Source organism: Alphaproteobacteria bacterium (assembly GCA_040220875.1).
GTDB lineage: Bacteria > Pseudomonadota > Alphaproteobacteria > JAVJVX01 > JAVJVX01 > JAVJVX01.
In genome coordinates, this window is record JAVJVX010000003.1 from 165,602 (window position 1) to 190,392 (window position 24,791).

Here is a 24,791-nt window from a genome sequence, read left to right on the forward strand (position 1 = left end):
CGTGGTAATCTCAGGCCATGACACACGGCCCGGTTGCTTTCTTCAGTCGAACGTATGACGACGCGTTCGACCTGCTCCTGGACGCGCGGGACTATCTCTCGGATGGCCTCGCCCGTGATCGGGGCGGCCTGGGTCTGGCGGAACCGGGCGCGGCCGACGGCATCGGCCGGCTGGCGCTCAGCCGCGAGCTCCACCGCCTGACCAGCCGGATTACCAGCGTCATGGCCTGGTGCCTCGAGCAAAAGGCAGTCGCGCGGGGTGAAATTTCCGCCGCCCATTACGCCCGGCAGAAAAACCGGTTGGCCGGCCATCGGGTCAATCTCGTCCGGCCCCGCGATCCGGGTGGCGCCATCCCGCCCCGTCTCGGCCACCTGCTCGAGCGGTCCTACCGGCTTTATCTGAGGGCGCACCGGCTGGACCAGATGATCTATACCCGCGCGCCGAACGCACAGGCGGCGCGGCGGGGCTGAGCCGCCGCGCATTGGCCGGCAGGAGCACAAAAAAAGGGCCGCCAGAGGCAGCCCTTCGCGCGCATGAGCGCGGAGAATTGGGCGACGACCCTCAGCCGACGCCGAAATCCTTGAACCGGTTCTTGAACCGCGCCAACTGGCCGCCCGTATCGACCAGGTGCTGGAAACCGCCCGTCCAGGCCGGGTGCGTCTTTGCATCCACGTCCAGCTTCATCGTGTCGCCGGGCTTGCCCCAGGTAGAGCGCGTCGTGAACGTCGTGCCGTCGGTCATCACCACGTTGATCTCGTGGTAGTTGGGGTGAATGTCTTTTTTCATCCTTTTTTCCTTCCGGCCCCGCTTTCGGGGCCCGCTGCCGCGTTGGACGCGGCGCGCCTCGGCGGCGCAAAACGAGGGGCGGTTATAGCGAAGCCGGCCGTCCCCTGCAAGACGCCCCGGCAGCCCCGGAATCCGGGCCTTGCGGCTCCCTAGCGGTCGGTCAGGCGGAATTCGATGCGCCGGTTCTGCCGGAGCGCCTCCGGGCTCGTGCCCTCGGCGATGGGCTGATGCTCGCCGAAGCCCGTGGCCGCCAGCCGATTCGGCGGGATGCCGCTGTCAATCAGGTGCCGGACGACGGAAATCGCCCGCTCGGTCGAGAGCTCCCAGTTTGATTCGAACCGCTCGTTGTGGATCGGGCGCTGGTCCGTGTGCCCGTCGACGCGCAGAAGCCAGGACACATTATCGGGGATACGTGCGGATATTTCCTGCAGCGTTTCGGCCAGTTGACGGATCTGCGCCTGGCCGGCCTCGCCCAGCCGCGCTGAGCCGGTGGCGAAGAGGACCGAGGATTCAAAGACAAAGCGGTCGCCCACGATCCGGACATCGGCGCGCTCGCCCAGGACTTCGCGCAGCCGGCCGAAAAATTCGGACCGGTAGCGTTCGAGTTCCTGCGACCGCTTGGCCAGCGCGACATTGAGCCGCTTGCCAAGATCCTCGATTTCCAGAGTCTGCGCCGCAACCGTGGATTCGGACGCGGCCAGCACCTCCTCGAGGGCCGAGAGCTGGCGGCGCAGCGCCTCGATCTGCTGGCCGAGCGTGGCGATGCGTTCCGCCTGGTCTATCCGCGCCTCCTCGGAGGCGGCGAGCGCGGTGCTGGCGACCCGCGCGCGCTGGCCCGCCGCTTCGGCGGTGCTGGCCAGGGTGTCCCGTTCGGAAAGGGTTGCTTCAAGGGAGCTCTTCAACCGGTCACGCTCGGTGGTCAGCGTGGTGACCGCCTTGCGTTCGAGTGCGAGCTGATCGGCCAGCTGCTCGATCTGGGCGCTCAGCAGGTCGAGTGCGTCTTCCTTGGAGGTGACCTGCTGGGCGAGATAGACCTGGGCCACGGTGAAGATGAGCAGCATGAACACGAGCACGATGAGCAGCGCCGACAGGGCATCGACAAAGCCGGGCCAGGTGCTCTCGCTGTGGCGGTATCGCCGGGCAACGCTCGGGTAATACATGCTGGCTGCCTTTTTTTCTCAGCCGCTATGGGGCGGCGTCGCGCCGGAGCCGGCCGCATCGTCCCGGATGGTCGCGCCAAGCGTCCGGGCCAGCAGGCGGATTTCGCTCCTGAGATCGGCCAGCATCCGGTCGCGCCCGATGACCTGATCGTCCACCAGCCGGGTCAGCTGCACGTCGAGATGGCGCAGATGATCCTGGCTGGCTTCATCCAGACCCAGCTTGCCGGCCTCGGCCAGCTCCGTGAGACGTACGAAGAGGGGCCGGATATCGGCGTGGGATTCGGCCAGTTTCAGCATCAGCTTCTGCTCGGCGCGCATCTGGTCACTCAGGGTTTCGAGGCGCTCGGCCAGGGTGACGAGGGATCTGTGGGATTCGGTCGCCGCCGCTTCGGACCGCGAGAGGGTGCGCTGAAGGGAATCGAGATTGTCCGCCGTTTGCTGCATGAGCGCCTCGAGATAGGCGGGCGGCGATATCTCGCCGGAGAAGCCCATCGGGCGCTCGCCCGCCGATACGCCCGCGGGCAGGGTGTGGCGGGTGATCGAGGACAGCCATTCTTCGAGATTATTGAAAAACCGGTTTTGCGCCTGGCCTGCCGTCAGATCGAGAAAGCCCAGCACGAGGGAGCCGGCGAGGCCGAAGAGGGAGGAGCTGAAGGCCGTGCCCATGCCGTCGAGCGGCGCGGTCAGGCCCTCGCGCAGATTGGCGAGGAACTGTTCGAGCGATCGGGGCTGCAGCTCGAGGCCCGTCAGAACGCCCCCGACTGACTGGATCGTCTGCAACAGACCCCAGAAAGTCCCGAGGAGCCCCAGGAAGATCAGGAGCCCGATGAGGTAGCGGGAGTTTTCCCGCCCTTCGTCGAGGCGCGAGCGGACGCTGACCAGAAGCGTCTGGCTGGTCGGCGCGGCCAACGTCTCGCTGCCCGCCGAACTGCCCAGTATCGGGGCGAGCTGCGCCAGGAGGGCGGGCGGCGGCCCGGCCTTTCGGGCGTCGCCGGTACGGCGAAAGGTCTCGATCCAGTCGGCGGCCGGGGCAAGAGACCAGGCCTGGCGCAGGATGTAAAGGATGCCCAGAGCAAGCGCCGATAAGATGATCCCGTTGATGACAACATTCGCCATAAACGCCGATCTGAGAAACGGGTGAAGGGCCACGATCGCACCGGCCACGAGGGCCAGAAAGGCGATCATGCGCAGGATGTAGGCGGTGGGGCGTGTCATGGGTCGAATTGCTTCCGGCTGGTGGACGAGAAACGGTTCCGTGCCGCGCCGGGCGGTCGGGCGGCGGTTTCTGGCGCCATGACGGACGCCCGTCAGGGGGCGGTAACGGTGACGTCGACCCTGTCGGCCGGGCCCTGTTCGAATCGGTCTCCCAGCGCGCGCACATCCATCCGCGTGCTGCGCACCCCGTTATCCATCAGATAGGTTCTCACGGCCAGCGCGCGGGAGAGGGAGAGCCTGCGGGCGTCGCTCGGGTCCTCGTCGATCGCCGCCGCATAGGCGGAGAGTTTCACGCGCCGCTTCTGGTCCTCGTTGAGCGTGGCCACGATCTCGTCGAGCGCCTCGGCCGCGTCGGCCGGCAGGGCCGCGCTGCCGCCCTTGAAAGTGATCCGCACGCCGCCCTCGACCGAGGTGGTGCGCGGCGGCAAGGCGGCCGTTTGCGTGCCCGCGGCCGGTGCAGTCTCTTCCGCCGGCACCGCCAGGGCCGCGCTCTCCACCGGTACCGTCGGTACGGCCGGCGGTGGCGGGGGCTCGTTCGCCGGTGTCTTGGCCGGCGGCAGCACGTCGGGCACGGTATCATCGCTGGCCGGTATCGCGGCCGTCTCGGCGGCCACAGGTGGAGCGCTGGCGGGCGCGTCTTCTTCCGCTGTGTCGTCGCCGCGCGCCGCGTCGCTCTCCGCGCTGATCGGCGGTGTGGGTACGAATTCGGGGTCGGTCGGCGCCTCGTCTGTCATTTCCGGCGCGGGCGCGGGCGCGGGTTCCGCCTCGGGCTCGGGGATCGCGGCCAGTTCCGGTCGCGCGGGCGGGGCCGTGGGCGGAACGGGCGCAGGCTTTGCGACCTCGGGCTGGGGCGTCAGCCTGGCTGGTGCGGCGGACCCGGACGGTTGTGGCCGCGGACTCGGCTCCGGCGGCGCTACTTGCGGCCGCGGCGGAACGGTGAGGCCTGGCGAGTCGAACACCGGCGGCTGGCGCAGCCCGGCCGTCGCCGGGCCGTCCGATCCGGGCGGTCGGAGCACGATCCGTTCGCCGGTCGCCCCGTGTCCGTCCGGAGGGGTCAAAGTGATGGGCTGGTTGCCCTTGGGGCCGACGCCCGGAAAGAGAAGCCGGGGCGGCCTTTTGGGGTCGGCCTGCTGGTCGATCGCGTCGAGGTTGAGTTCGACCGCGGGTCGCCCGCTGCCACCAATCACAATCGTGGGCGGATCGGCCAACCCATAGCCGTCCTGCGCCGGCGCGGGCCTGCTTGCCAGGACGAGACTCCCGGCAAGGGCGGAGAGGATGATGAGGCGGGGCAGGGCGGGCGCGCCGTGACGCGCGGAGCCTGGCGGGCGGGTCGGCATCGTCCGATCAATGCCTGGCTCAGTGAAAGATGTCGACATGCCGCTCCCCGGGACCCCGGCCGAAAGCCGCCAGCCCCTCCCATATAGCGCCCCACCTTAGCTCAGACCGGCCCGGCCAAACAACTGGTTTGGCAGGGGCCGAAGCCGAAAAACCGGGGCTTTTCAAAGATGTGACGCCGGGTGGCCGATTGGAGCGCGGTCAGACGGCGGGTTCCCTGAGCGCTTTCTGCACGAGTGCCAGCAGCGGCGCGTGCAGCTTGTCGTTGCCGGCCAGGATATCGCCTGAGGCAAGCATGCCGCTCCGGCCCGTCATGTCGGTGACGAAACCGCCGGCCTCCTTTACCAGTACGATGCCGGCGGCCATATCCCAGGGTTTCAAGCCGAATTCCCAGAAACCATCAAAACGGCCGGCCGCGACCCAGGCGAGATCGAGGGAAGCGGCGCCGAAGCGCCGGATGCCCGTCGAATTCTGTCCGACGGCTTCAAGGGAGGCATGGTAGCGGGGATGAGTTTCCCGCCCCATGAAGGGGATGCCGGTCGCGAACAATCCGTCCTGCAGGCGGCTACGCGCCGAGATGCGCAGGCGCCGGTCGTTCAGAAAGGCGCCGATGCCGCGTTCGGCCCAGAACAGTTCATCGCGCACCGGCTCGTAGATGACGCCGGCCACGATCTCGCCCCGTTGCTCATAGGCGATCGAAATCGCGAAATGCGGGATGCCGTGCATAAAATTGAGTGTTCCGTCGAGCGGATCGACGATCCAGCGCTCGGTGGCATCCTTCGGTCCGCTGGCACCGTCCTCTTCCATGAGAAAGGCGAAGTCCGGGCGCGCCTTGCCAAGCTCCTGCTTAAGCGTCCGTTCCGCCGACAGGTCGGCGTTGGTGACGAAATCGGCAACTCCCTTCCGGGAGACCTGGAGCTGCTCGACCTCGCCAAAATCGCGCACGAGCCGGCGCGCCGCCTTGTAGGCAGCGCCCGCCATGACATTCACCGTGGCTGATCGCCGGGTCATGAACAGTCCGTTTCCGGCGCGCCTAGTTCTTGGCGCGCTCCACATAGGTTTTGTCGGCGGTATTCACGACGATCCGCGTGCCCGCCTCGATATGAGGCGGCACCATCACGCGCGCGCCATTGTCGAGCACTGCCGGCTTGTAGGAGGACGAGGCCGTCTGACCCTTGACCACGGCGTCCGCCTCGACGACCTCGCAGGTCACCGTGTCGGGCAGGCTGACCGAAATAGGTTCTTCCTCGAAACTTTCGATCGTGACCACCATGCCTTCCTGCAGGAAGGGCACCTGATCCTCGGCCACGAGGTCCTGGTGCAATTCGATCTGTTCGAAGCTTTCCTGGTTCATGAAGGTCAGCATGTCGCCTGACTGAAACAGGAACTGGTAAGGGATCTGGTCGAGCCGGACACGTTCCACTTCCTCCGATGCGCGAAAGCGCTCGTTCAGCTTTGTCCCGTCCCGGATGTCCTTCATCTCCACCTGTGCATAGGCGCCACCCTTGCCAGGCTGGGTGGCCTGGGTCCGGACCACGCGCCATAACCGGTTCTGGTGCTCAATGACGTTGCCAGGGCGGATCGCGTTCCCGCTGATCTTCATGACCGTATTCCATTTTCAATTTTTGCAGATAGTCCCGGGGGCGGGTCGCGGTCCGGCGGGGTCCGCCCCCGACCGGTCCCGGATGCGCGCGGGAAGCTAACAGCTTGATCAGGCGCTTTCAATTGCGCTGTTGCCGTCGCTCGCCGCGACCACTGCCGACGCCAGGCGGCGGATCGCGGCCGCCGGTCCCTCGGGGTGATCCCAGACATAGCTGCACACGGCGATGAAATCCGCGCCGGCCCGGACAAGAGGGGCGCAATTTTCCGCGCCGATGCCGCCGATCGCGACCGACGGCACCACCGTTGCCTCGCGCCACCAGGCGAGGAGCTCGGGTTCGGGCGCATGAACGCGGGTCTTGGTGGGCGACGGGTAAAAGGCACCGAAGGCAACGTAATCGGCGCCCGCCTCGCCGGCACGGAAGGCGAGATCGCGCGAGGCATGGCAGGTCACGCCCAATATCGCTTCCTCGCCCAGGATGTCTCGCGCGTCTTCATACGCCATGTCCTCCTGGCCGATATGCGCCCCGTCGCAACCGGTCGCCTGCGCGATATCCGGCCGGTCGTTGACGAGGAACGCGACGTCGCGGTCATGGGCCACGGCGCGCAAAGTATCGCAGGCCCGGCGCAGCGTATCGTCGTCCACTCCCTTGAGCCGGAGCTGGACGCTGGCGACGGCTGCGGCGTCGAGGGCACGGCCGAGATCATCGGCAAAGTCGCGCAGGTCGAGCTCCCCCGTCAAAAGCCGGGGCGGGGTGATGAGGTAAAGGCCGGTCTGTGCGTCGCTCATTGCGTCGCTCATGAGGGAGCTCCGCTTCTCCGGTATGGTGCTAGAGCTTGCCCTGGTAGATTTTGATGATGCTGTCGAGCAGGGCGAGCGCCTCCTCGCGCGGGCGCTGGAAGGTATTGCGGCCGATAATGGAACCGGTGGCACCGCCGTCGCGAAGGCTCCTGATCTCGTCCAGAATACCATCCGTGTCCTTGGCGGCACCGCCCGAGAAAACGACAAGCCTGCGGCCGTTGAAGCAGCTCTGCACCACATGGCGGATTCGCGCGTCCAGCGTGCTCACGTCAATTTCGTGCTTCTCGTAGACCTTGCGCGCGTCCTCGAGCTCAAGCACTTCGGTCGGCGGCTTGACCTTGATGATGTGTGCGCCCAGAAGGGCAGCCATGTGCGCCGCATAGGCGCAAATATCTATGGCTGTTTCACCAGCCTTGGAAAGGCCGCCGCCGCGCGGGTAGGACCAGATCACGACCGCCAGCCCGACGGCCTTGGCCTCCTCGGCAAGCTCGCGGATCTCTTCCATCATCTCGAACTGGTCATCGGCGCCGGGATAAATCGTGAAGCCGATGGCCGCGCAGCCCAGTCGCAAGGCATCGCCCACGGAACCGGTGACCGCCTGATCCTTGGCGCTGGCAAGCGAGTTCGAAGAATTCAGCTTCAGGATGGTCGGGATCGCGCCGGCGAAACTGTCAGCGCCCGCCTCAAGCATGCCGAGCGGTGCGGCATAGGCGGACAGCCCCGCGTCGATTGCGAGTTGAAAGTGGTAATGTGGGTCGTAGCCCGGCGGGTTGGGCGCAAAGCTCCGTGCCGGGCCGTGCTCGAACCCCTGGTCGACGGGCAGGATTACCAGCCGGCCCGACCCGCCCAACCGGCCCTGCATCAGTATGCGCGCCAGGTTCGCCTTCGTGCCCGGGTTGTCACTTTCGTAATTGGTCAGGATTTTGCGGACGCGCTGCGGGACCTTCATGGGTCGCTTTCCCGGATTAGAGGGGTCGAAAGTTGACGAGACGGACGCGCGGCCCATCCGATTGCGGCTCTGTCGCCCACACGGTTTCTGAATAGCTCAGCCCCGGAGGCAATGCAAACGGCCTCTCATGTTTCCGCCGCTCTCGCCTCTCCCGGCAGATGGGCATGGCCGCACCTAACCGTCGCCCCGACAGCACGATACCAGTGCCTCGACCAGGGCGGCGTCATCCGCTCGGGTCCTGATATCGGCCACGACAAGGGGGCTCTCCTCATCGCTGCCCGCCGCGTCGGCGGGCAGGAGGCTGGCACCCGTCGCACGGGCCATGCTGGCGAGTTTCTCTTGAATATCCGCGCGACCCGTGAACCGCACGGCCCTGGCGCCCGCGCGAAGGCAGGCCATGGCGAGCCCGGCATCTCCGGCGGCATCGATAACGCCCGAGAAGCGGGCCTCGGGCACCGCCTCGCCCGCCTGGCGGAAGACCTCGATCCAGTAGAGCGCGCCGCCGGCGCCGGCGCCCCCCGGTGGGGTTTCGAGGGAGACCGGCCGGTCCAGCCGCCGCGCCGCCCGAAGCGCCGCCTCGGCCTCCTCGCGGCCCTGAACGATGATCCGGCGCGGTGCGTCCTTCTGCGCCACGGTCTAGCCCAGCCGGCCTACCGCGACGGCGGCATCGGCCATGCGATTGGCGAAACCCCATTCGTTATCATACCATGACAGCACGCGGACGAACGTGCCGTCGATGACCTCGGTCTGGGTGACGTCGAAGGTGGAGCTGTTGGGATTGTGGTTGAAGTCGCTTGAGACCAGCGGCACATCCACGATGCCGAGAATCCCCTTCAGGCGTCCGTTGGCGGCCTCGACCATGGCGGCGTTCACTTCCTCGGCGCTGGTCGCGCGGCCGGCCGTGATCTTGAAATCGACCATCGAAACATTCGGCACCGGCACGCGAATGGCCGAGCCATCAAGCCGGCCCTTCAGTTCCGGCAGGACCAGGCCGACGGCGCGGGCCGCGCCGGTCGAGGTGGGAATCATGTTGTTGGCCGCCGCGCGTGCCCGGCGCAAATCCTTGTGCAGCGTGTCGACGATTCGTTGATCACCAGTAAATGCATGCACGGTCGTCATGAATCCCTGCCGGATTCCGAATGTCTTGTGCAGCACGTCGGCGACGGGGGCCAGGCAGTTGGTCGTGCACGACGCGTTTGAAATCACGGTATGGGACTTTTCGAGCTTGTCGTGATTGACGCCGTAAACAATCGTGAGGTCGGCGCCGTCGGCCGGCGCGGAAACGAGGACCCGCGTTGCCCCTGCACTCAGATGCTGGGCGGCCGCGTCGCGCTTGGTGAAGAGGCCGGTGCATTCGAGCGCGACATCAACGCCAATGTCCTTCCACGGCAGTTTGCCGGGCTCACGCTCGGCCACCACCCTGATCGGGCCGCGTCCGAGATCCATCTTGTCGCCATCCACCGTGATATCGGCGTTGAGTGTGCCGTGCACGGTATCGTACTTCAGAAGGTGCGCGTTGCTTTCAGCGTCGCCCAGATCGTTGATCGCCACGACCTCGATATCATCGCGCCCGGATTCGAAGATGCCTCTGAGGACAAGCCGTCCGATCCGCCCGAATCCGTTAATGGCCACCCTGATCGCCATTGCCGTCTCCCTAGTTATTGTGCCGCGCCGCCGGTCAGCCGCGCAGCTTTCTCTTTACAAGCTGCACCACCGCCTCGGCGGTGATGCCGAAATGTGCGTACAATTCCTCGGCCGGCGCCGAGGCGCCGAAGCCCCGCATGCCGATGACATCGTCCTCGCTCTCGACATAGCGGCTCCAGCCGAACACGGCCGCTGCCTCGATCGCCACCCGCGAGGCACGCGGGCCCAGAACGCTCGCCCGGTAGCTTTCTGATTCCGTCTCGAAGAGTTCCCAAGACACCATCGAGACCACTGCTGTCGGAATGCCCGCTGCCTCGAGGTTGCGCCGTGCCTCCAGGGCGAGGGGGATTTCCGTGCCCGTGGACAGGATCGTCGCCTGACGCTCGCCCGAGGCCGGGGCCAGGACGTAGCCGCCGCGCGACGAGAGGTTCTCCGTCGTCGCCTCGCGCACCACCGGCGTGCCCTGACGCGAGAGGGCGAGAACCGACGGGCCCGTCCGATTGGACAGGGCCAGCGCCCAGCATTCCGCCGTCTCGATCGGATCGGCCGGGCGGAACACGGAAAGATTGGGGATCGCGCGGAGACTGGCGAGGTGCTCGACCGGCTGGTGTGTCGGCCCGTCCTCGCCCAGCCCGATCGAATCGTGGGTCATGACATAGACCACCGGCAGGCCCATCAGGGCGGAGAGGCGAATGGACGCCCGGCAGTAATCGGTGAAAACCAGGAAGGTGCCGCCGTAGGGGATCAGTCCGCCATGAAGCGCCATGCCGTTCATGGCCGCCGCCATGGCATGTTCGCGCACCCCGTAATGGATATAGCTGCCGGAAAAATCATCGGGGGTAACGGTTGCCTGTCCCGCACCCCTGGTCAGGTTCGAGCCGGTGAGATCCGCCGAACCGCCGATCAGCTCCGGCACGACCGGCCCGAGATGGCTCAACACCTCGCCCGACGCCTTGCGGGTGGCCCAAATCGGCTTTTCCGCGCCGATTTTCTCCTTGAAGGCCTGAATGGCCTGGGCGAGCCCGTCCGGTGCATCGCCTCGCATGACCCGCTCGAACTCGGCGCGCCGGTCATATCCGTCAAGGGCGCGTTGCCATTCCCGGTATGCCTCGGTGCCCCGCCTTCCAGCCTCCCGCCAGGCCCGGAGCACGTCGTCCGGCACCTCGAAGGGCGGGTAGGGCCAGCCGAGTTCTTCCCGCGCGCCGGCGATTTCCTCCTCGCCAAGGGGTGCGCCATGGGTCGCCGCTGTGCCTGCCTTGCTGGGCGCTCCGAAACCGATGACCGTCTTGCAGGCGATGAGCGAAGGGGCGTCGCTCGCCCGGGCAGCCTCGATCGCTTTCAGCACCGCGTCCTGGTCGTGCCCGTCCACGCTCTGGACGTGCCAGCCGCTGGCCCGGAACCGCCCCAACTGATCGTCCGAGACGGTCATGTCGGTTGGGCCGTCGATTGAAATTCCGTTGTCGTCGAACAGCACGATCAGCCGGTCCAGCTTGAGGTGGCCTGCAAGCGAAATCGCCTCGTGGCTGATTCCTTCCATCAGACACCCGTCGCCCGCAATGACATAGGTAAAGTGGTCCACCATCCCGCGCCCGTAGCGGGCGGCCAGAAGCTTCTCGGCCATGGCCATGCCGACACCATTGGCCAGACCCTGCCCGAGCGGGCCCGTCGTCGTCTCGATGCCGCCGGCGTGGCCGTATTCAGGGTGGCCGGCGGTTCGCGCGCCGAGCTGGCGGAAATTCTTGATCTCCTCGATCGTCATATCCGCGTAGCCGGTCAGGTAAAGCGCCGCATAGAGCAGCATTGACCCATGCCCGGCAGAGAGGACAAACCGGTCCCGGTCTGGCCATTCGGGATGGGCCGGATCGTATTTCATGACCCGGGTAAAGAGCACGGTCGCGACATCGGCCATGCCCATGGGCATGCCGGGATGGCCCGATTTGGCCTTCTGGACGGCATCCATTGCGAGCGCGCGGATCGCATTCGCCATCTGCCTCGAAAAACCGGAGGTCCGGTTATTTTCAGAAGAGGTGGCGGCGTGCTTCACGGCGGGCATCGGGATTTCCAGATTGCGGCCGTTTAGGCCGGATTTTCGGAGTTGTTCGGACGATCCGTGCGGATCTTGATATGGATTCTGGGCGAGGTTGGGGGCGGGCGGGCGACGGCAGGGTCGCGCGCCTGTATTGGGGCGGAATGTGCCGAGCCGGCCCCCGGTCGTCAACCCGATTCCCGCGTGCCGCCGCCATCCGTCACCGCTTTTGGCGCGCATCCATGCACGGGCGCGGTTGACCGTGATTTCGCCGCGATCGTATGGTTCAATTCAGTCAGGGCGCGCCTTCGGCCATGCGCCCCCTAATGGCCTTCTCGAAACAGGATCTCGATGGAACGTCTCTTATCGGCGCAGGCGCGGCTGTCAGCCGCGGTGGACCAACTCGAAGCGGCCGCGCGCAACATCGCGAATAAGGGCGGATCGGAGGACGATGTCGCGCGGCTCCGGGCCGAGGCGGATCTGGTCCGGGACCGGAACCGGCAGCTCGGCAAGCGCCTGGATGCCGCCATCGCCGAGATCAAATCGCTTTTGGAGGCATAGGGCGATGGCGCAAGTCACGGTTCAGGTCAACGGGCGGGAATACAAACTCGCGTGCGATGACGGGCAGGAGGGCCATTTGTCGACCCTGGCTTCCTATGTCGACGAGCGGGTGCGCGAGATCGCCCAAGGCGCCGGCCATCATGTGAGTGACGCCCAGCTTCTCCTGATGGGCGCGCTTCTCGTCGCCGACGAACTGGCCGAGACCTATGACGAGCTGGAAACCGTCAGGACCGCTCTCGAGGCGGGGGCATCGGGCGCGGCGGACGAGGCGGCGGCGGCGCTCGACGGGCTGACGGCGCGCCTGGAGCGGCTGTCAGCCACACTTGCGGACGGGCAGTCGCGCGCCTAGATTGGGCCTGATCGGCGCTGGTGGATTCGTTAGGCGATTAACACCTGGGCCTACTCATAATTCCTAGGGAGCTGTCCCTGCCGGAGCCTTGGTTCCGGTATTCACGGCGCCCACCTGCTTGTGCAGGTCCAAGGGAGTTATCAATGCCGACGGTCCGACTGGCCCCGATCACGCCCACTGCCAAAGCCGTCCCGCCTCCGGCGGGCCAGGCCGTCCCGCGTCCCGCGGGTTAGATTGGATGGATCTTGGCCGCGTCCGCCTCGCTTCAGGAGCAGAAAGCCGCCCTGCGCGCAGAATGCCGGGCCCGGCGCGACGGGATCCGCGCCGCCGCCGCGGCAGTCGAGAGCACCGGCGCGGCCAGCGATGGCGCGGGGGCGTCAGCCGCCCGGCATTTCCTTGAACTTCTCCCGGGTCTCGGCCTGACGGGAGCGGGCGTGGCGGCCGGGTACTGGCCACACGGTAGTGAGATCGATCCCCTGCCATTTATGCGGTCTCTGGCGGCGGACGGCTGGACCACCTGTTTTCCCGCCATCGCCCCCAACCGGCTGACTGAAGCGCCCCTTGATTTTCGTGTCTGGTCGCCGGACACACGCCCCCCCTTCAGCCGCTTCCGGATCCCGGCGCCCGACGAAAATGCACCCTCGCTCCTGCCTGATCTGGTGGTCGTGCCGCTTCTCGCCTTCGATGACGGGTGCCACAGGCTCGGCTATGGCGGCGGCTATTATGACCGGACCCTGGCGGCCTTGCGGAGGATCTCTCCGGCCAGCCGCGCCGTCGGCCTCGCTTTTGACGGCCAGCGCCGCGACGACCTGCCGGTGGCCGACCACGATGCGCGGCTCGATGCGGTGGTCACGGAGAAAACCGTCTATACAGGGCCGGCGGTGTGACGGTCCGCCACCTTGGCGCCGGCTCTCCCCTTGATGTGAACAACGGATGGCGACGACATGCGGTTACTGTTTCTTGGCGATATCATGGGACGCGCCGGGCGCGATGCGCTGATGGAGGCCTTGCCGGACCTTCGGGCCGAGTTAAGCCTCGATTTTGTCGTGGTCAATGGCGAGAACGCCGCCGGCGGGTTCGGCATCACGCCGCAAATCTGCGAGGGCCTGTACCAGACCGGCGTTGATGCCATCACGACGGGCAATCATGTCTGGGACGCCAAGGAAATCATCGGCTATATCGGTGGCGACGCAAGATTGCTGCGTCCGGTGAATTACCCGAAAGACACGCCCGGCCGCGGGGCCGCGACATACTCGCTGGCGGACGGGCGCAGGGTCCTGGTGGTCAACGTCATGACACGACTTTTTATGGACCCGCTCGACGATCCATTCCCCGCGCTTGACACGGTACTGCAGACGGCCCGGCTGGGGCGAGCCGTGGACGCCGTCATCGTCGATGTGCATGGCGAGGCGACGAGCGAGAAGATGGCGATCGGCCATTATCTGGACGGCCGCGCCTCGCTTGTGGTGGGAACCCATTCGCATATACCCACGGCGGATGCGCATGTCCTGCCCGGCGGCACTGCTTATCAGAGCGACGCCGGCATGTGCGGCGATTACGATTCGGTGATCGGCATGGAGAAGGAGCCGGCCATGAGGCGGTTCATCCGCAAGATGCCCACGGGCCGGGTCCCGCCGGCGACCGGCCCGGCGACGCTATGCGGCGTCTTCGTCGAAACCGACGACGCGACCGGGCTCGCCCGGACCGTCGCCCCGTTGCGCCGGGGCGGCATTCTGGCACCCGCCGGCCCGGCCTAGGGTGGGCAGGCCGAGGAAGCGCTGGGATTTCACCCTATATCTGGTATAAATCCCGCCAATTCTTACAATATCTCTATCTCCGATGGGCGGAGCACGGGTCGGACGACTATGGCAGGTCATTCCAAATTCAAGAACATCCAGCACCGCAAGTCGGCGCAGGACAAAAAGCGCGCCAAGATCTTCAGTCGCCTCATCCGGGAGGTCATCGTGGCCGCCCGTACCGGCCTGCCCGAGCCGGACAAGAATCCACGCCTGCGCGCCGCCGTGGCCGCGGCCCGCACCGCCAACATGCCAAACGACAACATCGAGCGTGCGATCGCCAAGGTGGCGGGCGGGGACGACGACACGAATTACGAGGAAATCCGCTACGAGGGCTATGGACCGGGCGGGGTGGCGGTGATCGTCGAGGCGCTGACCGACAACCGTAACCGCACCGCCGGCGAGGTCCGGGCCATTTTCTCCAAGCATGGCGGCAATCTCGGCGAAACCGGCAGCGTGAGCTTCATGTTCGAGCGCCGGGGGGTGATCCGGTATCCCGCGGAGGCGGGCTCGGCTGAAGATATCCTCGAGGCGGTGATCGAGGCGGGGGCCGAGGATGTCGCGCACGATCAGGACGGCCACGACGTCATCACCGCGCCCGAAGACCTGCATGCCGCGCGCGACACGCTGGCGGCCCGCTTCGGCGAGCCGGAAAGCGCCGAACTGGTCTGGCGGCCGGCCAACACGGTCGAGGTGGATGAGGCGGCGGCGGCGACACTTCTCAAGCTGCTGGACGCGCTTGACGACAACGACGATGTGCAATCGGTCGCCGCCAATTTCGAGGTGTCCGATGACATCCTCGAACGACTGACGGCATGACCGGGGCCCTTCGGTCCTGGCGTGGGGCCCTTCGGCCCTGGCGTGGGGCCTGACGGGGCGGCGATGGTGACGGGGAGCGGCGCGCAATGAAACTGATCGGGCTTGATCCCGGCTTGCGGCGCACTGGCTGGGGCGTGATCGAGGTCACGGGAAACGCGCTCGTCCATGTCGCCAATGGCACGGTCGAAAGCGAGGCGAGCGCGCCACTCGCCCGGCGTCTCGAGGAGATTTTTACCGGCCTGATGGCAGTGCTGGCGGCGCACCGGCCCAAAAGTGCCGCGGTGGAGGAGACCTTCGTCAACCGGAACCCCAGCTCGACACTCAAGCTTGGCATGGCGCGCGGGGTCGTGCTGCTGGCGCCGGCCAGGGCTGGCTTGGCGGTGGCGGAGTATTCCGCCAATCAGATCAAGAAATCGGTCGTAGGCAGCGGGCACGCGACCAAGGATCAGATTGCCATGATGGTGACCACCCTGTTGCCCCGGGCCGAGATCAGCGGTCACGACGCGGCCGACGCGCTGGCCGTGGCCATCTGCCATGCGCATATGTCGATGACGGCGACGCGCATTGCGGCCGGGCGGACGGATGCGGTTGCGGGACGGTTCGGATGATCGCCAGGCTGAAAGGGCTTCTGGATTATACGGACGATGGGCGCGTGGTGCTCGATGTGGGCGGTGTCGGCTATCTGGTCTTTTGCTCGAACCGCACCATTGCTGACCTGGCCGCTCCCGGCAGTCCCGTGACGCTCGAAATCGAGACCCAGGTGCGCGAGGACCAGATTGCCCTTTATGGATTTCGTGACGTGTCCGAGCGCGACTGGTTCCGTCTCCTGATCACGGTGCAGGGCGTGGGTGCCCGGGTCGCGCTGGCGATTCTCTCGGTCCTCCCGCCGAAGGATCTTGCGCGGGCGATCGCGGCCGGCGACAAGGCACTGATAACCCGTGCGGACGGCGTCGGCCCCAAGCTGGCGACGCGTATCCTGTCCGAGTTGCGCGACAAGGCCCCGGCGCCGGAGACCGGCCATGGGTTTTCCGCGGCCGGCGGGGCGGCGGCGGACGATCCGGCGGCACGGACGGTTGAAGGCGACGCGGTATCGGCGCTCGTCAATCTCGGCTATGGACGCAGCGAGGCCTATGGCGCAGTCGCCCGCGCGGCCAGCCGGCTGGGCGATGGCGCGGGGGTCGAGCTGCTGATCCGGGACGGCCTGAAGGAGCTGAGCACGTGAGCACGGATCGACTGGTTGCGGGGAAGGCAATGGCCGCCGACGAGGTCCCGGGCGACCCTCTCGACACCTCTCTGCGCCCGACCAGCCTTTCGGCCTTCGTCGGCCAGGCGAAGCTACGCGAGAATTTGCGGGTCTTCATCGAGGCGGCGAAGAAACGGGGCGACGCGCTGGACCATGTGCTGTTTCACGGACCGCCCGGGCTCGGCAAGACGACACTCGCCCAGATCGTCGCGCGCGAGCTGGGGGCGGGGTTCCGCGCGACGTCCGGTCCCGTGATCGCCAAGGCGGGCGACCTGGCGGCGCTGGTGACCAATCTGGAACCGGGCGATGTGCTGTTCATCGACGAAATTCACCGCCTCAATCCGGCGGTCGAGGAAATCCTTTACCCGGCGATGGAGGATTTTCAGCTCGATCTGATGATCGGGGAGGGGCCAGGGGCGCGCTCCGTCAAGATCGATCTGCCTAAATTCACCCTGATTGGAGCGACGACGCGCTCGGGCCTGATCACCACCCCCCTGCGCGAGCGCTTCGGTATTCCCTTGCGGCTCGCATTCTACCAGACGGACGAACTCGAGCGTATCGTCAGCCGCGGGGCGGGGCTGCTCGATCTTGCCCTGACTCCCGACGGCGCGCGCGAGATTGCCCGGCGCGCCCGCGGGACACCACGCGTCGCCGGCCGGCTGTTGCGTCGGGTCCGCGATTTCGCCGCCGTTTCGGGCACGAAGGAGGTGGATGCGGCGGCGGCCGATGCGGCGCTTAACCGGCTGGAAGTGGATGGCCGCGGCCTGGATTCGATGGACCGGCGGTACCTTTCCTGCATCGCTTCCAACTACGGCGGCGGTCCGGTGGGCGTGGAAACGCTTTCGGCTGCGCTGTCCGAGCAGCGCGATGTGCTCGAGGACGTCGTGGAACCCTTCCTGATCCAGCAGGGCTTTGTGCAACGCACGTCGCGTGGGCGGTTGCTGACCGCGAGCGCGTTCGAGCATCTGGGCCTGCGCATCCCGGCCGGGCTCGCCCGGCAACTTGATCTCCTGGGCGCGGAAGACGCGACCGGCGAAGGTGAGGCGGATGACTGAACGATCCGGTCGGAGAACGAGCGAGGCAACACGTCGCCATACTCATGCCCATATTATGCCGCTTCGTATCTACTTTGAGGATACGGACGCGGGGGGCATCGTTTATCACGCCAATTATTTCCGGCATGCCGAGCGTGCGCGCGCCGAGATGATGCGTACGGTCGGACTGGAGAGCCGTCATCTCTGGGAAAAGGAGGATCGTATCTTCGCCATCCGCCATGCGGAGATTGACTATCTCGCGCCTGCTTATCTGGACGATGCACTCGAGGTCGAGAGTGAAATCCTGGAAATGCGGGGCAGTTCGATGACCGCCCGCCAATGCGTGAAACGCGAAGGCCGGATGCTGGTTGAAATGAATATCGTTCTAGTTTGTCTCACGGGCGAGGGAAAGCCGGTCCGGATACCGGATCACGTTCGTGACAGATTGGGAGCCTTTGTCGCAACGGTCGGGGCCGGCGGGACAGAAGAAAAGGGTTAGGGGCAACTCAAATGGAAAATGCAGTCGTTGATACCGTGCAGCTCGCCGGGTCGATGGATAATGCCAGCCTGTCGATCTGGGGCTTGTTTCTCCAGGCCGATTTCATCGTCAAATCCGTCATGATCATTCTCGTCCTGGCCTCGTTCTGGAGCTGGTCGATCATTTTCGAGAAATCACTCCGCCTGCGCCGTCTGCGCCGGGACACGGACGCCTTCGAGGCCGAATTCTGGTCCGGCACGGCGCTCGAGAGCCTGTACAAGGATGCCAAAAGCGAGCCTGAGGAACCGATGTCCGCCGTCTTCGTCGCGGCGATGGGCGAGTATGAACGCGCCGCCCGCAAGGGAATCGCGCCCGCCGGGCGCGCCTGGCTCCAGCAACGTATCGAGCGCGCGATGGACATCACCATCGGTCGCGAAATGGAGCGCCTCGAACGCTACATGCCGTTTCTGGCCTCGGTCGGATCGACCGCACCCTTTGTCGGCCTGTTCGGCCCGGTCTGGGGCATCATGAACAGTTTTCAGGCGATCGGCATGACCAAGAGCACCAGCCTGGCAGTCGTCGCGCCCGGCATCGCCGAGGCACTTTTCGCCACAGCGCTTGGCCTTATCGCCGCGATCCCGGCCGTCCTGGCCTACAACAAGCTGTCGGGCGACCTCGGCCGGTATGCCGGCCGACTCGAAGCCTTCGCCGGCGAGTTCATCGCCATTCTCTCCCGCGAGTTCGAGGAGAAATAGAGATGGGCGTGTCAGTTGGCCAGAACACGGGCCGCCGGGGCCGCGCCCGCAGCCGGCCCGGCATGATGAGTGAGATCAACGTCACCCCGCTGGTTGACGTGATGCTCGTGCTTCTGATCGTTTTCATGGTTACAGCGCCGCTCCTGACCGTGGGCGTGCCGGTGGATCTGCCCGAGGCGGATGCGCCCTCGCTCACCCAGCCGGAAGAGCCGCTGGTGGTTTCGGTCGACGGGGAGGGGCGGATCTTCATCCAGGAAACCGAAACGACGATTGCCGAACTTGCGCCACGATTGGCTGCGATAACCGGGAACAATCCGGAAACCCGGATATATCTGAGGGGAGATCGTACGCTCAATTACGGGCGGGTCATGGAAGTGATGGGGACGGTCAACGCGGCCGGCTTCAACCGGGTCGCCCTCGTGGCGGAAGTTCCGCGTCCGAAGTAGGGCGTGGCTGACTTGACCAATCGGGCAGGTGAGGCGGGTGATGCGGGTGATGCGCCCGGCGCGGCGGCTCGCCCGGACGACCATCCCCGACAGGGAAACGGCGCGAGGACCATGCGGCGCGGCGCACTCTTTTCAGCCTTGGTTCATGTCGCGGTACTCCTGGTCGCGGTCTTCGGGATTCCAAGCGTGCTCGAGGACCGGATCGGCCCGACGCCGCCCATCCCTGTCGAAATGGTGACAATCGACGACGAGACCCGCGCGCCGGTCCCGATGGCCGAGCCCGAGCCCGAGCCCCAACCCGAGCCCCAACCCGAGCCCGAGCCGGCACCCGCGCCGGCACCGGCGCCGGAACCGGCGCCGCCGGCCGCATCACCCGCCGCGCCGCCCAGCCCGGCCCCGTCACCCGCCCCGCGCGAGGTGGTTCCGGCCGCCCCGCCGCCCGTGCCGCCGCCCGTGCCGAAGCCCGAGGCCAGGCCGAAGCCGCCGCCCGAGCGGCCGTCTCCGGCCCCCCAAACGGCGGCCGCGCCGCGAAAAAAACCCGCGCCGGAGCGCCAGAAGCCGGCCGCCGACGAGTTCATGTCCGTCCTCAGGACGGTGGAGGAGTTGAAATCCCAGGCGCCACACCAGGAAAAACAGCAGGAATCGGCCGATCGCGCCCCAGAACCGCCACAGTCCCAGCCCAGTGTTTCGCCCGCCAGGCGACTGACCATGAGCGAACTCGACGCTGTCCGGGCCCAGATCGCCAGGTGCTGGAACATTCCCGCCGGCGCGCGGGACGCAGAGAACCTCGTAGTGGAGATCTGGGTGGCGATGCTGCCGGATGGCCGGGTGAGCGACGCAAGGATCGTGGACCGGGACCGGGCCGGCCGGGACCCGTTCTTCCGGGCCGCGGCCGAAAGCGCCCTGCGCGCGGTTCTCAACCCCCAATGTTCGCCCTTGCGGTTGCCGCCGGAAAAATATGAAGTGTGGCGCACAATGACACTGGCCTTTAATCCCAAGGAAATGTTCGGAAGCTAAGATTCCATCTCGTGATTAGGCACATTCCCCTCCCTTTCGGTCTATCCGTCCTGCTGCTGGTCATCGTGCTCGGAAACTTTTCCGCCCGGGCCGAGCTCCGCATCGACATCACGCGGGGCAATATTGACCCGCTCCCCATCGCCGTGACGGCGTTTTCCGGCGGCACGGAAGAGGAGACATCTCTCGCCAGCGATGTGGCGGATGTGGTCTCGGCCGACCTGGAACGCTCCGGCCTGTTTCGCCCGATCGAGCGCAGCGCCTTCATCGAGCAACTGTCCTCGCTTGCGGTGCGTCCCCGGTTCGGCGACTGGCGGATCATCAATGCCCAGGCCCTGGTGCACGGGCGAGCGCAGCTCATGCCGGACGGGCGGCTTCGCGTGGAGTTCCGGCTTTGGGATGTTTTCGCCGAGCAGCAAATCAGCGGCTGGGCGTTCCAGACGACACAGGATAACTGGCGTCAGATTTCGCACAAGATCGCGGACAAGATTTACGAGCGTATCACGGGGGAGAGCGGCTATTTCGACAGCCGGATCGTCTATGTCTCGGAGAGCGGCTCGGCCATGAATCGCATCAAGCGCCTTGCGATCATGGATCAGGATGGCGCCAATCACCGCTTTCTGACCGACGGTGGCACGCTGGTGCTAACGCCCCGCTTTTCTCCGACCTCCCAGGAAATCACCTACCTGTCCTACGTCAACGATCAGCCGCGGGTTTACATCTATAATATTGAAAGTGGACGGCAGGAAATCCTGGGTGATTTTCCGGGCATGACCTTCGCGCCCCGTTTCACGCCCGACGGCAACAAGGTCATCATGAGCTTGGCGACGGGGGGCAATTCGGAAATTTACAGCATGGACCTCAGAACCCGTCGGGTCCGTCGCCTGACCAAGAATCCGGCCATCGATACGTCGCCCTCCGCCTCGCCCGACGGGGAATCCATCGCCTTCAATTCGGACCGGGGCGGCAGCCAGCAGATCTATGTCATGGATTCGGATGGGGGCAATGTGCATCGAATCAGCTTTGGGGAGGGGCGCTATGCCACTCCGGTATGGTCGCCACGGGGCGATCTGGTCGCCTTTACGAAAATGTTAAAGGGTGAATTTTATATTGGCGTGATGAAATTCGACGGGTCGGGGGAGCGCCTTCTGGCCAAGGGATTTCTGGTGGAAGGGCCGACCTGGGCGCCAAACGGGCGGGTTCTCGCCTTTTTCCGCCAGGAACCCCAGTCCGGGCCGGATAGCGGCGGGGCCCGGCTTTTTTCCATCGATCTGACGGGGCATAACGAACGCGAAATACTTACGCCGTTAAATGCTTCTGACCCGGCCTGGTCGCCGCTTTTGCCCTAGGCGGAAGCGGCCATCGGGTGGGGAAAGAGCGCGTTAAGAGATAGAAAACAAAGAAATTGCCGCTTTTGCTGGGGTGTTGTATGAAAAACACAGCGAAAATGGAATGGTTAACGGGGCTGGTTTGCGGTAGCCGCCTGCCGTTTCTCGCGCCCGGAGACGGGCGCCATTGTCAGGGGAATTGAACTATGAAACTCAAATTGGCGGCGCTTTTTTCGGCGCTCCTGTTCGTATCCGGCTGTCAGACGAGTCCCACGCAAACGGGAGGCGCTGGCGGAACGGGTTTCGGCACGTCCGGCGGCGGTGCCGGCGGCTCGGTCGTTTCGACGCCGCAGCCCGGCAGCCAGGCCGCGCTTGAGCAGGCGGCGGGTGACCGGGTCTTCTTCGACTTCGACCGCTACAATATCGACGGCGAGGCGGAGGATACGCTCAAGGCACAAGCAGCCTGGCTCGAAAGCAACCCGTCGGTCACCGTGACCGTCGAGGGCCATGCGGACGAGCGGGGCACGCGGGAATACAACCTTGCCCTCGGCGAGAGGCGGGCCAACGCGGTCAAGAATTACCTCGTGGCGCTCGGCATCGACGATGGGCGTATCACCACGATCAGCTACGGCAAGGAGCGCCCGGCGGTCGAGGGATCGAACGAAGCGGCCTGGGCGAAAAACCGTCGCGCCGTGACGGTCGTCACGTCCTCGCCGCGGAGCTGACGACGGCTTCTGGTCGAGCCGCGATCCCGGCCCGGTCCCGGGCCGGATCGCTCCCATCCGTTACTGGAATTGTTGAACCCCGGCGAGCAGGTTGCCGGGGCTCACATCTTTTCGACATATTCGGGTCGATAATTCGGGGTCCGGGCCGGTGATCCCAATGTCCGCCGGTTGCGGAGCGAATGCGGTTGGCGGCCGGGAGCGGAACAATTGAGATCGGCATGATGCGAGAACCCGGCGTGATGCAAGAACATGGGGGACGCCGTCGGCGTCGCGGTCCGGCGCGGCGGGCGGTGATGCCTGTGGCGATCCTCGGGCTGGCCCTGGCGGTCTCGGGCGGAGTTGGCCCGGTGTGCGCCCAGTCGGGCGAACTCGCGCCGGTGGTTACCCGGCTCGAGCGGCTCGAGGCCGACCTGAACGCGCTCCAGAAACAGGTCTACCGTGGCGAGAAACCGTCCGCCGTATCGCCTGCGAGCGATGGCGCGGGCACTGGCGCGGGCACTGGCGTGGGCACTGGCGCAGGCACTGGGCTTCAGGCGGGCCCCGTCGCGGCGCGGCTTCAGGTGAAGCTGAGCGATCTCGAGACTCAGATCCAGGAACTGACCGGTCGTGTCGAGGAAATCGCGCACGGGCTGGAACGCACCGGCCATCGTATCGATACGTTGCAGAGCGACCTCGAGATGCGCCTTTCGGCCCTCGAACGCCAGGGTGGCCGCGGGGCCGCGGACTTCGCCGACGGAAGCGCCGGCAGCTCCGGCGTTGACCGGCCAGGGTCGGCCGAACGCCCGGCCGGACGCTCGGGGCAGGTCATGCCCCTTGGTGTCACGCCCAACCCGTCCGTGCCACCGGCAGCGACCGGTGCCGGCGAGACGGCCGATATGGCGGCCTTGCCGGGCGCCGTCCTGCCGCCCGGGTCGGCGGAAGAGCAGTACAACCACGCCTTTTCTCTCGTCATCCAGGCCGATTACGAGGCGGCCGAAAAGGCGCTGGCGGCGTTTCTCGCCGCCCATGGCACGCATGACCTTGCGAGCAATGCCGCTTATTGGCGGGCAGAGACTTTTTACGTCCGCAAGAATTTCGCCGAGGCCGCCGTCCGGTTCGCGGAAAGCTACAAGCAATATCCCGACGGTACGAAGGCGCCTGACAGCCTGCTGAAACTCGGTATGTCGCTCGCGTCGCTCGAAAAAACGGAGGAGGCCTGCAAGTCCTTCGCCGAACTCGCGCGGCGCTATCCCGAGGCGCCTGCGCGCATTCAGCAACATGCCAGCCGCGAACGCGCGCGACTTGGCTGCCCCTGAAACCGGGGACACGCGGGCCGCGGGTGATATCGGCCCGGCCTGGTTCGAGGGGCGCATGGCTGCGCTCGGCCCGTTCGAAGAGATCCCCCATATTGCCGTTGCCGTCTCGGGCGGGGCCGACAGCCGGGCGCTCGTCCTGCTGGCGCGGGAGTGGGTGGTCGCGCGCCCCGGCGCGCGGCTAACGGCGCTTACCGTGGATCACGGGCTCCGGCCCGATTCGGCGGATGAGGCGGCGCGGACTGGCGCCTGGCTCCGCGATCACCGCATCGCTCATGTAATTCTGCGCTGGACCGGCCCGAAGCCCGCGAGCGGGGTGCAGGCGGCGGCCCGGGCGGCGCGTTACGGGCTGATGGAGGGCTGGTGCCGCCGGGAAGGCGTGTTGCACCTGCTGGTGGCCCATCAGCGCGACGATCAGGCGGAGACCGCACTCCTCCGGCGCGAGCGCGGCACCGGTCCGCGCGGCCGGGCGGCCATGCCCGCGATCAGCGAAACGCCCGATTTGCGCTTGCTGCGCCCCCTGCTTCCGGTCCCCGGCACCGCGGTGCGCGCCTGGCTTGCCGCCCGCGGCGAGAGCTGGATCGAGGACCCGTCAAACCGCGACCGCCGGTTTACCCGTGTGCGGTTGCGCGCGATTCTGCGCGCCTCACCCGCGCGCGCCGATCGCCTTTATGCCGCAACGATCGCGGCCGGCGCGGCGCGCGCCGAAAGTGACCGGGGCATGGCCCGGTTCTTCGCCGCGAACGGATATCTCAGTCCTCTCGGATTTGCGGTGCTGTCGCGCGACGGCGTTCGCCGGCTTTCGGGCGAAACGCTTGAGACCGTGTTGAGCCGCCTCGTGCAGACCGTTTCGGGAAGCGCCTTTCCCCCACGCCGCCAGCGCGTGCGCAGCCTGGGTAAGGACCTGCTGGCGACCGGCCTCGGGCACGCACGCACGCTGGGCGGCTGCCGCCTGATGACGGCTCAAAGGGCTGCCACCGGGCTCAAGGCGCGCGCCGACGGTGATCTGCTTCTGGTCGTCCGCGAGCCGGGGGCAGTCGCGCCCGAACTCGACCTCGTGGTTTCCTCGCGGCCGGAGACGGCGGGCGATCCACACTGGGATGGCCGGTTCGTCGTGACGCTGGCCGGGGGCGGCGGCGCGGGAATGCAGGTCGGCGCGCTCGGGGCCGAGGGCTGGCGGCAGGTGCGCCAGATGCTGTCGGGGCGGGCGCCCGATGGTCCCGGCCGGCTGACCGCCTTCGCCCGCGAGGTTCCAGCCCCGGCCCGTGCGGCGCTGCCGGTCATCCGCCGTGACGGCCGGATCGTATCCATGGCGGGGCTCGATCTGGATGGGGGCGATTTCGCCCGGTTCCGCTTCCGGCCCCGGGTGCCGCTCGTCGGGGCCCCGTTTTCCAGCGCCTGAGCCTGCCCTGGGGCGGAATTGGGTCCCAAGACC

General features: G+C 66.5%; 28 protein-coding genes and 1 other RNA gene. 18 read left to right on the forward strand and 11 right to left on the reverse strand.

Features of this window, described 5'->3' with window-relative positions; translation table 11 throughout:
* Positions 1-17: 17 nt before the first annotated feature.
* Positions 18-470 carry a DUF1465 family protein gene (locus RLQ26_00820; GenBank protein MEQ9087267.1) on the forward strand — a complete coding sequence of 151 codons (453 nt, stop codon included), beginning with the start codon at positions 18-20 and terminating at the stop codon, positions 468-470.
* A gap of 91 nt (positions 471-561) precedes the next feature.
* Here RLQ26_00820 and rpmE read toward each other — a convergent pair whose 3' ends face one another.
* The 11 genes from rpmE to tkt all read right to left on the reverse strand — a co-directional run bounded on the left by rpmE (position 562) and on the right by tkt (position 11,477).
* Positions 562-786, reverse strand: a complete 225-nt coding sequence (gene rpmE / locus RLQ26_00825; GenBank protein MEQ9087268.1) for a 50S ribosomal protein L31 — start codon at positions 784-786, stop codon at positions 562-564.
* A gap of 149 nt (positions 787-935) precedes the next feature.
* Positions 936-1,946: a peptidoglycan -binding protein gene (locus tag RLQ26_00830; protein ID MEQ9087269.1), complete on the reverse strand. Its 1,011-nt coding sequence runs from the start codon at positions 1,944-1,946 to the stop codon at positions 936-938.
* An 18-nt stretch (positions 1,947-1,964) separates the two neighbouring features.
* The gene (locus RLQ26_00835; GenBank protein MEQ9087270.1) at positions 1,965-3,161 is read right to left on the reverse strand and encodes a flagellar motor protein MotA; all 1,197 of its coding nucleotides are present in this window, start codon (positions 3,159-3,161) and stop codon (positions 1,965-1,967) included.
* 92 nt (positions 3,162-3,253) lie between these two features.
* Entirely contained in the window at positions 3,254-4,537 is a 1,284-nt protein-coding gene (locus tag RLQ26_00840) for an OmpA family protein (protein MEQ9087271.1), read from the reverse strand.
* 160 nt (positions 4,538-4,697) lie between these two features.
* A complete protein-coding gene (locus RLQ26_00845; protein ID MEQ9087272.1) occupies positions 4,698-5,507 on the reverse strand; it encodes an inositol monophosphatase family protein in 810 nt (269 codons plus the stop codon).
* Positions 5,508-5,529: 22 nt separating this feature from the next.
* Positions 5,530-6,099, reverse strand: coding sequence for an elongation factor P (efp, locus tag RLQ26_00850; protein ID MEQ9087273.1), 570 nt, complete (start codon positions 6,097-6,099; stop codon positions 5,530-5,532).
* Between the two features lie 108 nt (positions 6,100-6,207).
* On the reverse strand, positions 6,208-6,897 hold the full coding sequence (thiE, locus tag RLQ26_00855; protein ID MEQ9087274.1) for a thiamine phosphate synthase: 690 nt from the start codon (positions 6,895-6,897) through the stop codon (positions 6,208-6,210).
* A 28-nt stretch (positions 6,898-6,925) separates the two neighbouring features.
* Positions 6,926-7,846 carry a class I fructose-bisphosphate aldolase gene (locus RLQ26_00860; protein ID MEQ9087275.1) on the reverse strand — a complete coding sequence of 307 codons (921 nt, stop codon included), beginning with the start codon at positions 7,844-7,846 and terminating at the stop codon, positions 6,926-6,928.
* Positions 7,847-8,020: 174 nt separating this feature from the next.
* The gene (locus RLQ26_00865) at positions 8,021-8,479 is read right to left on the reverse strand and encodes a hypothetical protein (GenBank protein ID MEQ9087276.1); all 459 of its coding nucleotides are present in this window, start codon (positions 8,477-8,479) and stop codon (positions 8,021-8,023) included.
* Between the two features lie 3 nt (positions 8,480-8,482).
* On the reverse strand, positions 8,483-9,490 hold the full coding sequence (gap, locus tag RLQ26_00870; GenBank protein MEQ9087277.1) for a type I glyceraldehyde-3-phosphate dehydrogenase: 1,008 nt from the start codon (positions 9,488-9,490) through the stop codon (positions 8,483-8,485).
* Between the two features lie 34 nt (positions 9,491-9,524).
* The gene (tkt, locus tag RLQ26_00875; GenBank protein ID MEQ9087278.1) at positions 9,525-11,477 is read right to left on the reverse strand and encodes a transketolase; all 1,953 of its coding nucleotides are present in this window, start codon (positions 11,475-11,477) and stop codon (positions 9,525-9,527) included.
* Between the two features lie 390 nt (positions 11,478-11,867).
* Here tkt and RLQ26_00880 point away from each other — a divergent pair, with 390 nt between their 5' ends.
* From RLQ26_00880 to tilS, 17 genes are all read left to right on the forward strand, one after another.
* Positions 11,868-12,077, forward strand: a complete 210-nt coding sequence (locus RLQ26_00880; protein MEQ9087279.1) for a hypothetical protein — start codon at positions 11,868-11,870, stop codon at positions 12,075-12,077.
* A 4-nt stretch (positions 12,078-12,081) separates the two neighbouring features.
* On the forward strand, positions 12,082-12,426 hold the full coding sequence (locus RLQ26_00885) for a cell division protein ZapA (protein MEQ9087280.1): 345 nt from the start codon (positions 12,082-12,084) through the stop codon (positions 12,424-12,426).
* A gap of 11 nt (positions 12,427-12,437) precedes the next feature.
* A non-coding RNA gene (gene ssrS, locus RLQ26_00890) (6S RNA) lies at positions 12,438-12,595 on the forward strand.
* Between the two features lie 76 nt (positions 12,596-12,671).
* Entirely contained in the window at positions 12,672-13,313 is a 642-nt protein-coding gene (locus tag RLQ26_00895) for a 5-formyltetrahydrofolate cyclo-ligase (protein ID MEQ9087281.1), read from the forward strand.
* 57 nt (positions 13,314-13,370) lie between these two features.
* Positions 13,371-14,183 carry a TIGR00282 family metallophosphoesterase gene (locus tag RLQ26_00900; GenBank protein MEQ9087282.1) on the forward strand — a complete coding sequence of 271 codons (813 nt, stop codon included), beginning with the start codon at positions 13,371-13,373 and terminating at the stop codon, positions 14,181-14,183.
* Positions 14,184-14,291: 108 nt separating this feature from the next.
* On the forward strand, positions 14,292-15,041 hold the full coding sequence (locus tag RLQ26_00905) for a YebC/PmpR family DNA-binding transcriptional regulator (protein MEQ9087283.1): 750 nt from the start codon (positions 14,292-14,294) through the stop codon (positions 15,039-15,041).
* Positions 15,042-15,127: 86 nt separating this feature from the next.
* Complete coding sequence (gene ruvC, locus RLQ26_00910; protein ID MEQ9087284.1) at positions 15,128-15,649, forward strand: crossover junction endodeoxyribonuclease RuvC; 522 nt, start codon at positions 15,128-15,130, stop codon at positions 15,647-15,649.
* Positions 15,646-16,263 carry a Holliday junction branch migration protein RuvA gene (gene ruvA / locus RLQ26_00915; GenBank protein ID MEQ9087285.1) on the forward strand — a complete coding sequence of 206 codons (618 nt, stop codon included), beginning with the start codon at positions 15,646-15,648 and terminating at the stop codon, positions 16,261-16,263. The genes ruvC and ruvA overlap by 4 nt, the downstream gene beginning before the upstream one ends.
* A gap of 29 nt (positions 16,264-16,292) precedes the next feature.
* Positions 16,293-17,339: a Holliday junction branch migration DNA helicase RuvB gene (gene ruvB, locus RLQ26_00920; GenBank protein ID MEQ9087286.1), complete on the forward strand. Its 1,047-nt coding sequence runs from the start codon at positions 16,293-16,295 to the stop codon at positions 17,337-17,339.
* On the forward strand, positions 17,332-17,817 hold the full coding sequence (gene ybgC, locus RLQ26_00925) for a tol-pal system-associated acyl-CoA thioesterase (GenBank protein ID MEQ9087287.1): 486 nt from the start codon (positions 17,332-17,334) through the stop codon (positions 17,815-17,817). Before ruvB ends, ybgC begins: the two co-directional genes overlap by 8 nt.
* 11 nt (positions 17,818-17,828) lie before the next feature.
* Positions 17,829-18,551, forward strand: coding sequence for a protein TolQ (gene tolQ, locus RLQ26_00930; protein MEQ9087288.1), 723 nt, complete (start codon positions 17,829-17,831; stop codon positions 18,549-18,551).
* Between the two features lie 2 nt (positions 18,552-18,553).
* Positions 18,554-18,997 carry a protein TolR gene (gene tolR, locus RLQ26_00935; GenBank protein MEQ9087289.1) on the forward strand — a complete coding sequence of 148 codons (444 nt, stop codon included), beginning with the start codon at positions 18,554-18,556 and terminating at the stop codon, positions 18,995-18,997.
* A 3-nt stretch (positions 18,998-19,000) separates the two neighbouring features.
* Positions 19,001-20,014: an energy transducer TonB gene (locus tag RLQ26_00940; GenBank protein MEQ9087290.1), complete on the forward strand. Its 1,014-nt coding sequence runs from the start codon at positions 19,001-19,003 to the stop codon at positions 20,012-20,014.
* A 23-nt stretch (positions 20,015-20,037) separates the two neighbouring features.
* Positions 20,038-21,360, forward strand: coding sequence for a Tol-Pal system beta propeller repeat protein TolB (gene tolB / locus RLQ26_00945; GenBank protein MEQ9087291.1), 1,323 nt, complete (start codon positions 20,038-20,040; stop codon positions 21,358-21,360).
* 185 nt (positions 21,361-21,545) lie between these two features.
* Positions 21,546-22,064: a peptidoglycan-associated lipoprotein Pal gene (pal, locus tag RLQ26_00950; protein ID MEQ9087292.1), complete on the forward strand. Its 519-nt coding sequence runs from the start codon at positions 21,546-21,548 to the stop codon at positions 22,062-22,064.
* A gap of 293 nt (positions 22,065-22,357) precedes the next feature.
* Complete coding sequence (gene ybgF, locus RLQ26_00955; protein MEQ9087293.1) at positions 22,358-23,359, forward strand: tol-pal system protein YbgF; 1,002 nt, start codon at positions 22,358-22,360, stop codon at positions 23,357-23,359.
* Positions 23,322-24,758, forward strand: coding sequence for a tRNA lysidine(34) synthetase TilS (tilS, locus tag RLQ26_00960; GenBank protein MEQ9087294.1), 1,437 nt, complete (start codon positions 23,322-23,324; stop codon positions 24,756-24,758). The genes ybgF and tilS overlap by 38 nt, the downstream gene beginning before the upstream one ends.
* Positions 24,759-24,791 lie beyond the last annotated feature (33 nt).

Coding starts and splice junctions, on each gene's coding strand:
- RLQ26_00840 (MEQ9087271.1), bottom strand. CDS start 4,537: ATGTCGACATCTTTCACTGAGCCAGGCATTGATCGGACGATGCCGACC.
- tkt (MEQ9087278.1), bottom strand. CDS start 11,477: ATGGCGAATGCGATCCGCGCGCTCGCAATGGATGCCGTCCAGAAGGCC.
- RLQ26_00830 (MEQ9087269.1), bottom strand. CDS start 1,946: ATGTATTACCCGAGCGTTGCCCGGCGATACCGCCACAGCGAGAGCACC.
- tolR (MEQ9087289.1), top strand. CDS start 18,554: ATGGGCGTGTCAGTTGGCCAGAACACGGGCCGCCGGGGCCGCGCCCGC.
- ybgC (MEQ9087287.1), top strand. CDS start 17,332: ATGACTGAACGATCCGGTCGGAGAACGAGCGAGGCAACACGTCGCCAT.
- thiE (MEQ9087274.1), bottom strand. CDS start 6,897: ATGAGCGACGCAATGAGCGACGCACAGACCGGCCTTTACCTCATCACC.
- efp (MEQ9087273.1), bottom strand. CDS start 6,099: ATGAAGATCAGCGGGAACGCGATCCGCCCTGGCAACGTCATTGAGCAC.
- RLQ26_00860 (MEQ9087275.1), bottom strand. CDS start 7,846: ATGAAGGTCCCGCAGCGCGTCCGCAAAATCCTGACCAATTACGAAAGT.
- tilS (MEQ9087294.1), top strand. CDS start 23,322: ATGCCAGCCGCGAACGCGCGCGACTTGGCTGCCCCTGAAACCGGGGAC.
- RLQ26_00880 (MEQ9087279.1), top strand. CDS start 11,868: ATGGAACGTCTCTTATCGGCGCAGGCGCGGCTGTCAGCCGCGGTGGAC.
- ruvA (MEQ9087285.1), top strand. CDS start 15,646: ATGATCGCCAGGCTGAAAGGGCTTCTGGATTATACGGACGATGGGCGC.
- RLQ26_00885 (MEQ9087280.1), top strand. CDS start 12,082: ATGGCGCAAGTCACGGTTCAGGTCAACGGGCGGGAATACAAACTCGCG.
- rpmE (MEQ9087268.1), bottom strand. CDS start 786: ATGAAAAAAGACATTCACCCCAACTACCACGAGATCAACGTGGTGATG.
- ruvC (MEQ9087284.1), top strand. CDS start 15,128: ATGAAACTGATCGGGCTTGATCCCGGCTTGCGGCGCACTGGCTGGGGC.
- tolQ (MEQ9087288.1), top strand. CDS start 17,829: ATGGAAAATGCAGTCGTTGATACCGTGCAGCTCGCCGGGTCGATGGAT.
- RLQ26_00820 (MEQ9087267.1), top strand. CDS start 18: ATGACACACGGCCCGGTTGCTTTCTTCAGTCGAACGTATGACGACGCG.
- RLQ26_00835 (MEQ9087270.1), bottom strand. CDS start 3,161: ATGACACGCCCCACCGCCTACATCCTGCGCATGATCGCCTTTCTGGCC.
- RLQ26_00845 (MEQ9087272.1), bottom strand. CDS start 5,507: ATGACCCGGCGATCAGCCACGGTGAATGTCATGGCGGGCGCTGCCTAC.
- gap (MEQ9087277.1), bottom strand. CDS start 9,490: ATGGCGATCAGGGTGGCCATTAACGGATTCGGGCGGATCGGACGGCTT.
- ruvB (MEQ9087286.1), top strand. CDS start 16,293: ATGGCCGCCGACGAGGTCCCGGGCGACCCTCTCGACACCTCTCTGCGC.
- RLQ26_00905 (MEQ9087283.1), top strand. CDS start 14,292: ATGGCAGGTCATTCCAAATTCAAGAACATCCAGCACCGCAAGTCGGCG.
- ybgF (MEQ9087293.1), top strand. CDS start 22,358: ATGCCTGTGGCGATCCTCGGGCTGGCCCTGGCGGTCTCGGGCGGAGTT.
- pal (MEQ9087292.1), top strand. CDS start 21,546: ATGAAACTCAAATTGGCGGCGCTTTTTTCGGCGCTCCTGTTCGTATCC.
- RLQ26_00900 (MEQ9087282.1), top strand. CDS start 13,371: ATGCGGTTACTGTTTCTTGGCGATATCATGGGACGCGCCGGGCGCGAT.